This window comes from Desulfosporosinus hippei DSM 8344 (genome assembly GCF_900100785.1).
Lineage (GTDB): Bacteria > Bacillota > Desulfitobacteriia > Desulfitobacteriales > Desulfitobacteriaceae > Desulfosporosinus > Desulfosporosinus hippei.
Window position 1 is genome coordinate 68,311 of the sequence record NZ_FNCP01000012.1, and the last position, 13,472, is coordinate 81,782.

The 13,472-nt window shown below is 44.8% G+C and carries 11 protein-coding genes; 3 read left to right on the forward strand and 8 right to left on the reverse strand.

Annotated elements, in window-relative coordinates:
* Positions 1-69 precede the first annotated feature (69 nt).
* The gene (locus tag BLS16_RS11785; RefSeq protein ID WP_092333436.1) at positions 70-1,242 is read left to right on the forward strand and encodes a TraB/GumN family protein; all 1,173 of its coding nucleotides are present in this window, start codon (positions 70-72) and stop codon (positions 1,240-1,242) included.
* A 76-nt stretch (positions 1,243-1,318) separates the two neighbouring features.
* Here the strand turns inward: BLS16_RS11785 and BLS16_RS11790 are convergent, their stop codons facing one another.
* On the reverse strand, positions 1,319-2,317 hold the full coding sequence (locus BLS16_RS11790; RefSeq protein WP_092333438.1) for a DUF4434 domain-containing protein: 999 nt from the start codon (positions 2,315-2,317) through the stop codon (positions 1,319-1,321).
* A gap of 248 nt (positions 2,318-2,565) precedes the next feature.
* Here BLS16_RS11790 and BLS16_RS11795 point away from each other — a divergent pair, with 248 nt between their 5' ends.
* Positions 2,566-3,552 (forward strand): MBL fold metallo-hydrolase, encoded by a 987-nt coding sequence (locus BLS16_RS11795; protein ID WP_092333440.1) that lies wholly within the window; start codon positions 2,566-2,568, stop codon positions 3,550-3,552.
* Between the two features lie 922 nt (positions 3,553-4,474).
* On the forward strand, positions 4,475-6,169 hold the full coding sequence (locus BLS16_RS11800) for a M3 family oligoendopeptidase (RefSeq protein WP_092333442.1): 1,695 nt from the start codon (positions 4,475-4,477) through the stop codon (positions 6,167-6,169).
* Between the two features lie 285 nt (positions 6,170-6,454).
* Here BLS16_RS11800 and BLS16_RS11805 read toward each other — a convergent pair whose 3' ends face one another.
* The 7 genes from BLS16_RS11805 to cobA form a co-directional block, all read right to left on the reverse strand.
* Complete coding sequence (locus BLS16_RS11805; protein WP_092333444.1) at positions 6,455-6,757, reverse strand: hypothetical protein; 303 nt, start codon at positions 6,755-6,757, stop codon at positions 6,455-6,457.
* 116 nt (positions 6,758-6,873) lie between these two features.
* On the reverse strand, positions 6,874-8,163 hold the full coding sequence (hemL, locus tag BLS16_RS11810) for a glutamate-1-semialdehyde 2,1-aminomutase (protein WP_092333446.1): 1,290 nt from the start codon (positions 8,161-8,163) through the stop codon (positions 6,874-6,876).
* A 198-nt stretch (positions 8,164-8,361) separates the two neighbouring features.
* Complete coding sequence (gene ahbB / locus BLS16_RS11815) at positions 8,362-9,381, reverse strand: siroheme decarboxylase subunit beta (RefSeq protein ID WP_092333448.1); 1,020 nt, start codon at positions 9,379-9,381, stop codon at positions 8,362-8,364.
* A gap of 1 nt (position 9,382) precedes the next feature.
* The gene (locus BLS16_RS24585; RefSeq protein ID WP_282433740.1) at positions 9,383-9,517 is read right to left on the reverse strand and encodes a hypothetical protein; all 135 of its coding nucleotides are present in this window, start codon (positions 9,515-9,517) and stop codon (positions 9,383-9,385) included.
* A gap of 2 nt (positions 9,518-9,519) precedes the next feature.
* Entirely contained in the window at positions 9,520-10,497 is a 978-nt protein-coding gene (hemB, locus tag BLS16_RS11820) for a porphobilinogen synthase (RefSeq protein ID WP_092333450.1), read from the reverse strand.
* 57 nt (positions 10,498-10,554) lie between these two features.
* On the reverse strand, positions 10,555-11,730 hold the full coding sequence (gene nirJ1, locus BLS16_RS11825; RefSeq protein WP_092333452.1) for a putative heme d1 biosynthesis radical SAM protein NirJ1: 1,176 nt from the start codon (positions 11,728-11,730) through the stop codon (positions 10,555-10,557).
* Between the two features lie 4 nt (positions 11,731-11,734).
* Positions 11,735-13,240 carry a uroporphyrinogen-III C-methyltransferase gene (cobA, locus tag BLS16_RS11830; protein ID WP_092333454.1) on the reverse strand — a complete coding sequence of 502 codons (1,506 nt, stop codon included), beginning with the start codon at positions 13,238-13,240 and terminating at the stop codon, positions 11,735-11,737.
* Between the last annotated feature and the right edge of the window lie 232 nt (positions 13,241-13,472).

Below are 13,472 nucleotides of genomic sequence, written 5' to 3' on the forward strand. Positions count from 1 at the left end.
AAATTAGAGTACAATAAACTTTGAGAAAAGATGTCAAGGCAGTAAGATTAAAGCTAAAGGAAGGTAATTATGTTCGAAGAAAACGAAAGCATTTCTAGAATCGATCTATATGGTAAAGAGTTCATTTTAATCGGAACTGCTCACGTATCCAAGCAAAGTGCGGAACTTGTGAAGGAAGTTATTGAAGCGGAAAGGCCTGACTCGGTTTGTATAGAATTAGACGAGCCTCGCTATCAAACAATCATCGAAGGTAATAAGTGGAAGGAAACTGATATTTTTAAGATTATTAAAGAAAAGAAGGCTACTTTACTGCTAATAAATCTTGTGATCTCTTCTTTTCAAAAGCGTCTCGCCAAACAATTTGGAATTAATGCCGGTCAAGAGATGATTCAAGGGGCTGAGTCCGCCAAAGAAATAGGTGCCAACCTTGTACTGGCAGATAGAAACATTCAAATTACCTTTTCACGGATTTGGCAAGGTGTAGGGTTCTGGGGAAAAGTTAAGCTGCTCACGGGCATTTTCTTTAGTATTTTTGATGATGAAGACATTTCTGAAGAGGATCTGGAGAAGATGAAATCACAGGATATGCTTAATTCGATACTTAATGAATTTACCGTAAGCTTCCCAAAGTTAAAACTTCCTTTGATAGATGAGCGAGATCAGTATTTAGCGCAAAAAATTAAAGATGCTCCGGGAAGCAAAGTTGTGGCAGTCTTAGGTGCTGCCCACGTCCCCGGAATCAAAGAAGAACTAAAAAGGGAGCACGATTTAGCAAAGCTCTCTGAAGTACCGGCACAATCAAAAACCCTCAAAATTATTGGTTGGTCTATTCCCCTTCTAATCCTGGCAGTTATGGTGTATACCTTTATTGCCAATCCTGCCGCTGGAATTCAGCAAACTATAAGTTGGGTACTATGGACAGGATCCTTTGCTGCCTTGGGAACAGCACTTGCTTTTGGTCATCCTCTGACAATTCTTACATCCTTTGTCGTAGCCCCCATAACTACCTTACACCCTCTGATTGCAGCCGGATGGTTTGCCGGAATTGTTCAAGCCTATCTCCGCCGCCCCAGTGTTAGAGATTTTGAGAATCTTTCCGAGGATGTTTTTAGCCTTAAAGGTTTTTGGAATAATAAGGTAACTAGAATTCTGATTATTGTTACCTTAGCCAACTTAGGCGGCACGATTGGAACTATAATTGGCGGAGCGGATGTTGTCCGTCTATTCCTCGAGAACTTATAGTATTAGAGGCCATAAGTGAACACGTGGAAATCACAACATTCACTTACAAGAAGTGGGTGTTGCGGAATTTATAATCTTACTGTTTGTGTTCGAGATAGTAGTTATAGTAATCCTTATAACCAGTTGCCTTGGCAGCCTCTTTAGGATTCTGATAGTGGTTGATGCTAAAAGCTACGAACCCTCTTACATAAGCAGATTCTCTGGCCAGTTGCTCACTAATTCGATGTTGTTGAGCCGGTAAATATTCCGTGTCATTGACCTCAAAAGTTTCTGTGACGGCATAGAGAGTCATTCCGATCTCGTCGGTAGCCTTTCTTGTATAGGCATAAATTTCATCTAAATGATTCAGGGAGTTAAACCCTGCCCCAATACTATCCTGCAAGGCAAGAATATCGATCCCTGTATCATATAGAATATGATGCACACTGTAGGCCCAAGATGCCAAGGTAATATTCCAGGTCAACTGAGCTTTATAATAGGGGGCAACCATGATATCTTGGGAACTGTTAGCCTTGATAGTGTTGGCAATCTCTTTAAAAAACCTATTCAGATCTGCCTGTTGGACAATACTCAGGGCTGTTAGCGGATGAAACTCATAAGGAATATACCAACCTTTTAGTGCTTTATGTCCCCCATACATCCTAACAATCTCTATTACAATTTGCTTGTTGACTTCAGCCTCATCCTCCAGCCAGGCATGCTCGTAAATTTCGTTAGACCACCAGTCTTGGCTATACCCTAGACCAATACGCACATTCATGCCTATACTATCGGCGGCACTCAAGGCAGTTTCAACCATATCGATACTATTACAGGTGTATCCTTCCATCTTCGTTGGATAAACCGCGTACTGGGATTTAGTATCAGCAATGTTCTGAAGGATTATTTCACTAATTCCTATCTTTTGCAACATTTGATACTCTTCCAGCCAACGATCAAAGTCCCAGTTTTGACAGTACCAATATTGAATAAACGTGCTGCCAAAGGCTGGTTGAATTTTAGCTTTCTTAGGGGATCTTCGGCAAAAGTAGTAAATCCACTTCCACCAATTACAAAGCACCCGCCATATTCTCATAGGTCACGCCCCTTTTTGCTTGGATTCTTTTTGTTGTTCCCTCTTTTTGTTTGTTCTCTTTTCACTTGCTCTCTTTTTGCTTCACCGGCGTACAGTATATTCCATCTACATAGTTTATGAAATCTTTCTATGGATTTCTCAGAAAACCAGATAATTGCATTTGGATATATTCACCAAATACTAAATATAATCTTAAAATGTAAAGTGGAGCTTCTAATATTCCTGAAGGTTCATACAGGGGTGATAGTTTGAAAGATAAGGACGATTTGTTGGACTCAGAGTTACCTAGGGCCCCCCAGAATCAATATACACGGCGTAGATTTATTAGCCTTGGACTGTTAGGTACTCTTGGCTTGACTGGAGGTTATATTGCCATTAATAATGTCGTAGCTGCCGAAGATCAGAACAAATTAATAATACCGAAGCATATCCCAACTCCACAAAAATGGTCAAACTCTGAAGTTACTGTAGCCTGGCTGGGTCATGCCAGTTTTTTGATTAACTTTTTCGGAACAAGAATTCTTATTGACCCCGCTTTATATTCACACATTGGTATTACTCCTGTAGGGAACCTGACAATAGGCCCCAGTCGTTACATCGCTTCGCCTTTGAGCAGTGATGAAGTTGGTCCAATAGATTTGATGCTGGTATCCCACGCTCATACAGACCACTTTGATTATCCAACTTTACGCAAGTTCCAATCAGCAAATACTTTTGCTGTTACTGCCAAAAACACTCTCCCCTTGTGGAACGGTATGAAGTACAAATCTATTGAAGAACTACACTGGCAAGAAACTACCTGCTTGGCTGGAGTCACCGTTAAGGCCATCGAAGGTAAACACTGGGGAGCCAGAATACCCTGGAAGAAAGGTATGGAAGCCAACAGTCTCTTGTTATCTAAAAACGGTATAAATATTTTCTTCGGAGCCGACACAGGTTATACGGAATTAATCAAACAACAACTGAATGGGATTCCCATCGACTTAGCGATCCTGGGTATTGGGGCATATTCACCAAAGTCTTTTGAGGATAAGCATGCTACTCCTGAACAGGCCTGGAAAATGGGCGAAGAGATGTCAGCAAAATGGGTTATCCCCATGCATTGGGGGGCTTTCAAACTGTCCAGAGAGCCCATGGATGAACCTATCCTGCGTTTCCGCCAAGCGGCAGCGGGACAAATTGAAAAAGTGGCTATCCAAGAGACAGGAGTGACTTGGGTATTGCCTCGTTCGTAGAGTAACCACCCGGCCACTGAATCTTGGGTCGCTTGGGGCAGGGCGGCTTCGTCCACATCCTGCAAGAAAGCTAATTCGTGCGAAGACAGTGTCTTCGGCACCCAGCACTCCGAGGCTCGCCTACTCGCTTGCGTGGGAGCTCCACCAAACCTCTGGGCAATACCTGGAGTGAACCGTGGCTCCGCTTTCCCACGCAAGCTTTGTAGGCCTTACCGCCTCTCCATGCAATGGGTTCACTCCTGTTGGACGAAGCCGCCCTGTCTTTCGGGTCTTTATTCTTTAAGAATGATTTGGAGCTTTTACAGGGTTGCCTTTCATACCGCTACCGCAGCACCAGCTAAGGATGAAAATAGGGTCACTCGGGTCAGTGAGGCTTCGCTAAACCTCCGAGGAATACCTGAAGTAAACCCGTGGCACCGTTTCCACACTTAGCCTTTGGAGGCTTAACCGCCTCTCCATTCAATGAGTCCACTTCTGTGGATCGATGCCGCTTGTCTTTCGGGTCATTATTGTTAAGAATGCTTTGGGGATGTTTTCAGAGTGGCCTCCCTTGCCGCTATGTAGCACCAGTAGACGATGTAAACTAAAGGTCTGTCTTCCTAACACGCTAAAGGTTCTGCGAAGCCTTAAACTGAGTCCCCCGAAGCACTGCTTACACTCCCAACAAACTGGCAGAAGGAGCGCTTGTCTGCTAAGCGGATGCGTCAGTGGAGCCGCGCTAAGGCGAGTGCCGACGGTTCGCGTCCTCGTAGCGCGCCGCAGGTTCACATGCAGAAATACCCGGAGGTTCGGACGCGCTCGCGAACCGTCCAGCGAGCCAGCGGCGGAACTCGCAGACGCGTGCAGACAAGCGCTCCGCCTCAAATGCAGACAGAAGAATCGACCCCAAGCGCTCAAAAAACTTTAATAGAGGTGACTCTCAATGAAATTCAAAGAATATCCCTACGTAAGACCCAACATTACCGAACTGCAGTCAGAATTTAATACCCTTCTCGATAAGTTTCGCCAAGCTCCTTCATACTCGGAACAAAATACCGCCCTGACCCAGATCAACCTCTTGCGAAGCCAGTTCGATTCAATGTCCCAACTCGTCTCAATCCGCCATTCCGTGGATACGACAGATTCCTATTACGAAAAAGAGCAGGAATACTTCGATGACACAACACCCATCTATCAAGGATTGATTTCCGAATTCTACCAAGCACTGCTTGCTTCCCCTTACCGTGAAGAGTTAGAAGGACAATGGGGCAAACAATTGTTTAATATCGCGGAATTAACCCTTAAAACCTTTAAGCCTGAGATTGTTGAAGAGCTGCAGTTGGAAAACAAATTGTCCACGGAGTACACGAAGCTGATTGCTTCTGCCAGAATTCTGTTCGAAGGAGAAGAACGCAATCTTTCAGGCTTAGGGCCCTTCTTACAGTCCGAAAATCGTGAGCTGCGAAAGCGCGCCAACGAGGCAAAATATGGCTTCTACAAAGAACAGGAAGCAAAGCTTGACCAGATCTTTGCAGAGCTTGTCGAGGTTAGAACTAAAATCGCCCAGAAACTAGGCTTTTCCAATTATATCGAGCTAGGATATGCTCGTATGCTTCGTTCCGATTACACCCCGGAGATGGTTGCTAATTTCAGAAAGCAAGTGGAAGAGCAGATTGTTCCTGTAGCAACGAAGCTTCGAGAACGGCAACAAAACCGCCTCGGTTTGGCTGAACTCTTATATTATGATGAGAAGTTTAGCTTCCTTAGCGGCAATGCTAAGCCTCAAGGAGATGCGGACTGGATCATTGGAAATGGGCGTCGTATGTACCAAGAACTTTCTCCGGAGACTCATGAGTTTTTCAGCTATATGCTGGAAAATGATCTGATGGATCTGGTCACTAAAAAGGGCAAGGCCGGGGGCGGGTATTGTACCTATATCAGCAAATACCAAGCACCCTTTATCTTTTCCAATTTTAATGGGACTTCCGGAGATGTTGACGTACTTACCCATGAAGCAGGGCACGCCTTTCAGGTTTATTCCAGCAGAAGTCATACCTTACCGGAATATCAATGGCCGACTTATGAATCCTGTGAAATTCACTCTATGAGCATGGAATTCTTTGCCTGGCCATGGATGGAGCTATTCTTCAAAGATGCTGCCAACAAATATCGCTTTACTCACCTAAGTGAAGCTCTCCTCTTTATCCCTTATGGTGTGACTGTCGATGAGTATCAGCATTATGTATACTCTCATCCCCAAGCGTCACCTTCTGAAAGGAAAGCCGCCTGGCGTTCAATTGAGAGAAAGTATCTGCCCCACCGCAACTACTCAGATAATGAGTACTTAGAACAGGGCGGTTACTGGCATCAGCAAGGGCATATCTTTAACGCTCCCTTTTATTATATTGACTATACTTTAGCTCAACTTTGTGCCTTCCAGTTTTGGAAAAGGTCTCAAGAAGAGCGGGAGAGCGCTTGGCAGGATTATCTAACTCTTTGTAAAGCGGGTGGCTGCAAGTCCTTTCTTGAATTAGTCAAACTTGCCCACTTAATTTCTCCCTTTGAAGAGGGAGCAGTACAATCGGTTATTGGTGAGATAGAAGGATGGCTGGCTGGGATCGATGATTCAAAGCTTTAGTAATTTCTCATGTAATATGCTCAGGTAGCGAACATCGTCCAGATTAACAATCATAGTATTTACCTTCATCGATAAAAAAACTAGGGCTTGAAATCGTGCAAAAATCACAATTCTTAAGCCCTAGTTTTTTTACGTTAAAACGTGGATTTATGTATGCCAAATACTTTTCCGTGAATATCATAGAATATATACTGTATAGCAAAATAAGAGCAAAAATCAAATGGTGCACCGGTGCACCATTTGGCCTCTCGGTTTGGACAAATGCTTCCCTACATCAAGCCCAAACTATTTATCAGCTGGCTTTTGCGGTATCTCAACCTTCACACCAGATTGGTCATGACAGCTTTGGCAATAGGCTTCGCCGCCCAGTCCTTGTTCTACATGACATTCATAACACTGTTTCCACGGTTGCTGGTTATTCATAACAGCATATCCGTGTCCTTTCGGTCCATGAATCCAAGTTTCTCTAGGTACCGTGGAATGCGGGTTTTTAGGATCAGCGTCACGAGAAAAATAGAGCACAGCGATTAAGGCTGCTAATAAGCTAATCGTAATGAGGGTTCTTATGACGCGCTTTTTGCGTTCCATCCGGCAAGTCCCCCCTGTCATAATGGTATGTTTAGATCCGGTAAATTAGTTGGCTATAGATCTAAACTAATTAATCTAACTTTGTTTTTTTCAAGCACACTGTTTTCTAAAACCTTCTAAAGAGTTTTAAGCACGATTCGAGCTTGCTCTAAGGTTTTGTCAATGTCCGAATCTGTATGTGCCGTGGATAAAAAGACGGCTTCAAATTGACTGGGGGCTAAGTAAATGCCGCCCTCTAACATGCCGCGAAAGAACTTGGCAAATTGCTCTACATCGGATGAACAGGCACTGGCATAATCTCTGACGGGAGTGTCTGTAAAGAAGGCCGAAAACATAGCACCAATAGAATTAACCCAAATTGGAAGCCCGGCTTCTTGGGCAAGCTCTTTTAAGCCATTAGAAAGCCGTGCAGTCATGGCTTGCAATTTCTGATAAGTTCCCGTTTGCTGCAACAATTTTAAGGTCGCTAACCCTGCGTTCATAGCTAAGGGATTACCTGAGAGAGTTCCGGCTTGATAAATCGGACCGCTGGGAGCGATCCGGGACATATATTCTCGTTTTCCGCCGTAAGCCCCAACCGGGAGTCCCCCTCCGATTACCTTACCTAGACAGGTCAAATCGGGATCAATCCCAAAATGAGCCTGGGCACCCCCGTAGCTTACTCTGAAACCAGTCATTACTTCATCAAATATTAACAAAGCCCCGTACTCTTTGGTTAAACGTCTCAGCCCCTGTAAAAATTCTTCCTCAGGCAAGACAACTCCCATGTTCCCTGCTACCGGTTCCAAAATTACACAAGCAATTTCCTCACCTTCACGTTTGAAGATCTCAGTCAAACCTTCAAGATCATTGAACTGGGCGGAAATTGTAGTAGCTGCTGTTTGAGTCGGAACCCCAGGAGATGTGGGCACGCCAAAGGTAAGGGCACCACTTCCGGCTTTAATTAAAAGTTGATCGGCATGACCATGATAGCAGCCCTCAAACTTTACGATCTTTGATCTGCCTGTAGCCCCTCGGGCTAAACGCAAAGCACTCATGGTCGCTTCTGTTCCGGAATTGACCATACGTACCATTTCCATGGAAGGATAAGCTTTCAGGACTTCTTCTGCTAAGATGGTCTCAACTTCGGTAGGGGCACCGTAACTCGTTCCTCGTTCAGCCACTTGCTTAATCACTGCAACCACATCCGGGTGAGCATGTCCAAGGATTAAAGGACCCCATGATCCTACATAATCAATGTATTGATTGCCATCAATATCCCAAATATAAGCCCCTGCACCCCGGTCGATAAACACCGGATCCCGTCCGACGGATTTAAAAGCCCTGACCGGTGAATTAACACCTCCGGGAATCACCACCTGGGCTTTAGCAAATGCTTGACGGCTTTTTTCATCGACGAAACTCAATAACCTATCTCCTTTCTAAATGGATTCCTCTAATCAAGTGATTCTTAGCTTCAGATGGAGTTTGCCTAAGAGGAATACTTACTCCATCTGAAGCTTAGAAGAACTTATCCAGGGACGTAGCAGCCGTTATCTCTTCCTCACCACCCACACCCGGGTTTTCGTCACCGGATGCCTTCGTACTTATAGAAGATGCGAGTCTTACGGCTGGTAGTCATCGGAGAAATACTGCATGCTGCTCTTTTTTAATTCGGCCACGCTAAAAAGCATAGAATATGTCTTAACTCCCGTTGCCTGGGCAATCCTCTTCATTATTTCTTCACAATCATCTGCAGAACGTCCGTGAATCATGGTAAATAGGTTATAAGGCCAATCCTCAAGTGTCGGTCTCTGGTAACAATGACTTACTTCTTTAAAACGGGCCATTATTTTTCCGACCTTTTCCGTCTGGTCCTGATCTACCTGCCAAACACCCATAGCATTAGCTACAAAGCCGGCCTTTTGATGACGGAGAACTGCCCCAAAACGGCGCAGTATTTTCATTTCCAGTAAGTGACTGGCAACTTGAATAACTTTGTCAGTAGGCCATTGCAGGCTTTCGGCCAGATCAATAAACGGCGTCGGAGAATCCGGCAAATTACCTTGGATAACTCGAATAAGACTTATTTCATCATTGGTTAATTCATAAGGAGGAATCTCTTGCTTTTGGCTGGGAGAGGCATACTCCCCTAAAGGATTTTGTCCGTCATCTTGCTCCAGGTCATCTAAGGATGTATCAAAATCAAAATTGACATTGATTTTAAAAACTCGAGATGCGGGCAGAGTAAAGATCTCCGACACTCCTGTCTCCTCACGAATCCTATGGAGGATGCCTTCCGCTACCGCATGTGAGCGGGCTATTAAGGTAAACCAAACATTGTAGTCATGGTCACGAATATAGTTGTGAGTCACCCCGGAAATTTCGTCCAAAAGTTTAGCTAACACAGGTATTTTATCTTCGGGTACCTTACCGGCACATAAGGTACTGTAATAACCTAACCGCCGGGAATCAAAGACTCCCCCTAAACGGCGAATTATCCCTTCCTGACGGAGATTTTGAATTCGTTTAAAAGCCTCATCTTCCGTAATACCTACTGCTTCACTTAAGATCCAATAGGGATGAACCGCTATTGGAAAATTATTTTGGATGGCATTTAGTAAGGCTCTGTCCGTTGCATCCATACTAAACCCCCTTCCTCCCGTGGTACAAGCACCAAGGTTCCTCAGCCATGTAATCTCCCTCATTGTAGTAGGCATCACGATAACAATGATCACAGAACATATTGCAATCATTGGTTGTATTCCAAGAAACGATCATATTTAGCCCTCCTCTCTAAGCCAGCGGGCCACATCTAAGGCATGATAGGTGATCAGCAAATCCGCTCCTGCACGTTTCATACTCAGCAGAGCCTCCAAAACTATGCGTTTCTCATCAATCCAGCCGTTAGCTGCAGCAGCTTTGACCATGGCATATTCTCCGCTGACATTATAAGCTGCCACCGGTACGCCGTAGCGCTCTTTGGTCCGATAAATAATATCTCCATAGGACATTGCCGGCTTGACGATAACCATGTCTGCCCCTTCTTCAATGTCTAAATCCGTCTCGAGCATAGCTTCATTGCCATTGGCAGGATCCATCTGATAAGTTCTGCGATCTCCAAATTGCGGGGTTGATCCTGCTGCCTCGCGAAAAGGCCCGTAAAATCCGGATGCGAACTTTGCTGAGTATGCCATAATTGGAATGTTAGTGAAGCCCTCTAGGTCTAACATTTCTCTGATTGCTGCCACACGCCCATCCATCATGTCCGAAGGAGCAACCATATCTGCTCCCGCTTTGACCTGGGAAAGTGCTGTCTTGGCAAGCAGGTCAAGGGTTGGGTCATTCAAAACCTGACCCTTTTCTATCAAGCCGCAATGTCCATGATCCGTGTATTCACACAAGCAGACATCCGTAATGATGTAAAGATTGGGGTAATGTTCCTTGGCTAGACGTACAGCTTGTTGGACAATTCCTTGCTCGTGGTAAGCCCCTGATCCCACACTATCTTTGCTCTCCGGGATACCAAAGAGCAGCACCGAGGGAATTCCAAGTGCTACAACTTCCTTAAGAGCAAGGATAAATTCATCGAGGGAATAGTTATATACTCCCGGCATTGAGGATATTTCAACCTTTTTCTTTTCGCCGGGCATCACAAACATGGGATAAATCAAATTCTCTTCTCTAAGATGATTTTCTCGTACCATATTTCGGATTGTCTCGTTAACCCGTAAACGGCGGGGACGCCTGATTAGTTCCATTTCTCAAGAACCTCCTCCTGTAGTTAAACCCTCATCCCAACTTCATTGCTGTATCTTTTACTTGATTCCGATCTCTTCATCGGTAAGATAGCAAGCCGGGTCTGACTCCCAGAAGTCTCCCGAAACCGCTTCAGCCCGAGTGCGGAAATTCCCGTTACACATATCCAGGTATTGACATTTAGAACATCGTCCTTTTAATAAAGCTTTGCGGTCTTTAAGTCCTGCCATCAGAGGATGAGTAACATCTGTCCAAATATCAGATATTTTACGTTCTCGGACATTTCCAAAGGTGATATGTTGAGTGAACTGGTCGGGATGCACATAGCCCAGGGGGTCCACTTCTCCAAAGGCAATACCGGAACGATTTCCACCATTAAAACCAATCAGATCCTTAATCTTTTGTGCTCTGGCAGGATCCTCTTTTAAGGCTTGAATGTACATGTAAACCCCGTCACAGTGATTATCAACGGTTAGAATTTCCTTTTTTAAGCCTCGCGCTTCAAAGTCTCGCGTTCTGCGAATAATTATATCCATGGCTTGCCGGGATTCCTCTGGCGTCACATCTTCTGCAATCATTTTGTTCCCTCGACCTGAATAGACCAGGTGGTAGAAACAAACCCGATCGATGTTCTCTTCTTCAATAAAATCAAAGATCTTATCCAGTTCTTTAATATTATGACTGTTAATAGTAAACCGCAGCCCTACTCGCTGATCCACGGCTACGCAGTTTTGGATTCCTTGCATTGCCGCCTTAAAGGCTCCCTCTTTACCTCTAAACTTGTCATTAACATCTGCCAGACCATCAAGAGAGATTCCCACATAGGAAATCCCGATGTCTTTGATGCGGCGGGCAACTTCAGGGGTAATCAGAGTACCATTTGTCGATAGGGTCGCCCGAAGACCTTTAGAAATGGCATATTCCGCCAATTCAAAGAAGTCCGGACGAATAAGAGGCTCTCCGCCGGAAAAAAGCAAAACGGGAGATTTGAATTCGGCGAGATCATCAATAAATCTCTTCGCCTCTTCAGTGGTCATTTCTCCCTCGTAGTTTTGAGCTTCAGACTCCATATAACAATGGGCACATTTTAAATTACAGGTCTTGGTGGAATTCCAAACCACCACCGGCCCGGAAAGAGTGGTTGTTCCGTTTCGGGCACCATGAGAGTCTTTATTGTATCTCAGAGAGTCTCCGAAGTACTCTGTATCAAATAAGAGCTTTGTGACACTAATCATACTCTCACTCCTCCATTAAGGCATTAACTAGTCCGGGAATCGTATACTCTTTCGCCTCTTTATAAATAGTCAATCCCAGCTTTCGAGCTGTAGCGCTGGTGATCGGACCGATTGAGTAAAGCAAGACACCATTCAGCAGCGATATTTCTCCATCCAAAAGTTCCATAAAATTTCGTACCGTTGATGAGCTGGTAAAGGTAACCTTATGAATCTCCTGCTCAGCCAGCATTCGTTTCAATTCCCCACTATTTGCTCCCCCCAGAACTGTCTTATAGACTGGGACATCCCAGACCTCCAGACCCATAGCCTTAAGAGATACAGGCAGAACATCTCTAGCTTCTTCGGCCCTGGCCAGCAATACCTTTTGCCCTTTGGAGACTCTGCTTGTCAGGCCTTCTACAATTTTCTCAGCTTTATACTCTTCTGGAACATAAGCAGCACGAAGTCCCCTTTTCTCCAACGAAGCTTGGGTAGCTGGGCCTATGGCAACTATCTCTAAGCCGATAAGCTCCCGCACATCTCGTTCTTGCATGCTTAACTCGTCGAAGAAAGCCTCTACCCCATTAACACTGGTAAAAATAAGCCACTGGAATTCTCTTAGATTTTTGATAGCATTAATTAAGGCTGAGTTATCAGTGGGAGGTGCGATATCAATCGTTGGGAATTCCCAAGCCTCTCCGCCTAAGGCTTCAATTTCTTGCGTTAGTACGCTTGCCTGGTGGCGTGCACGAGTAACAACGATTCTTTGGCCAAACAATGGCTTCTTTTCGAACCATTGGAGTTTCTCCCTAAGGGATACAACCTCTCCAACAATTATGATTGAAGGATTAGTGAAGTTCTGTTTTTTAACCTCTTCGGCAATAGTATCCAGTTGCCCAACCAAAGTCCTTTGTTCCGGCCTTGTCCCCCATTGAATAATTCCCACAGGAGTCGTCGGCTTCTTCCCATTTTCCATTAACTTTTGGGCAATCAAGGGGAGATTTTCCATGCCCATTAGGAAAACCAAGGTACCATGGGACTGGGCAAGATGATCCCAATGAATACTGGTCTCATTCTTGGTAGGATCTTCGTGCCCTGTTATAACTGCGAAAGAAGATGTGAGATCACGATGAGTTACCGGAATCCCTGCATAAGCGGGAACCGCAATGGCCGAGGTGATGCCGGGAACTACTTCAAATTGAATCCCTGCCTTGAGCAAAGCTTCCGCTTCCTCGCCTCCCCTGCCAAAAACAAAAGGATCTCCACCTTTAAGACGGGTCACGATTTTTCCCTCTAAGCCTTTATCAACAAGAACTTGATTAATTTCTTCCTGCCGAAGTGTGTGGCGATCCGGCGATTTCCCCACATAGATGAGCTCACAATCCGGACGAGCTAACGTCAAAAGGCGCCGAGAAGCTAACCGATCATAAACTAACACATCTGCTTTGGCTATACACTCCGACCCCTTAATGGTAATTAACTTAGGGTCTCCCGGACCGGCACCCACCAAATATACATATCCCTTGCTCAAAACCAAACACTCCTATCAATCAGCTTACGAAAGCTTAATTTATATATACTAAATTGCAAATATTTCTCAAATAACAACGAATCGGAACACGAAATGTTCCCTCGTTTTCAAGGAAACTCTCATACTACTCCCGTTCCCAGTTCCAAGCCCGAGACTCAGTGTTACACAGGCCCGACGTCTTTACGTAAGCAGAATAGCAAACTCTGTGAAAGCCACCGATCCCGAACGGGGC

What these genes read in the sequence shown, in the direction of transcription:
- BLS16_RS11785 (WP_092333436.1), top strand. Translation starts at nt 70, where the DNA reads ATGTTCGAAGAAAACGAAAGCATTTCTAGAATCGATCTATATGGTAAA.
- BLS16_RS11790 (WP_092333438.1), bottom strand. Translation starts at nt 2,317, where the DNA reads ATGAGAATATGGCGGGTGCTTTGTAATTGGTGGAAGTGGATTTACTAC.
- BLS16_RS11800 (WP_092333442.1), top strand. Translation starts at nt 4,475, where the DNA reads ATGAAATTCAAAGAATATCCCTACGTAAGACCCAACATTACCGAACTG.
- BLS16_RS11805 (WP_092333444.1), bottom strand. Translation starts at nt 6,757, where the DNA reads ATGGAACGCAAAAAGCGCGTCATAAGAACCCTCATTACGATTAGCTTA.
- ahbB (WP_092333448.1), bottom strand. Translation starts at nt 9,381, where the DNA reads ATGGATGCAACGGACAGAGCCTTACTAAATGCCATCCAAAATAATTTT.
- BLS16_RS24585 (WP_282433740.1), bottom strand. Translation starts at nt 9,517, where the DNA reads ATGATCGTTTCTTGGAATACAACCAATGATTGCAATATGTTCTGTGAT.
- hemB (WP_092333450.1), bottom strand. Translation starts at nt 10,497, where the DNA reads ATGGAACTAATCAGGCGTCCCCGCCGTTTACGGGTTAACGAGACAATC.
- nirJ1 (WP_092333452.1), bottom strand. Translation starts at nt 11,730, where the DNA reads ATGATTAGTGTCACAAAGCTCTTATTTGATACAGAGTACTTCGGAGAC.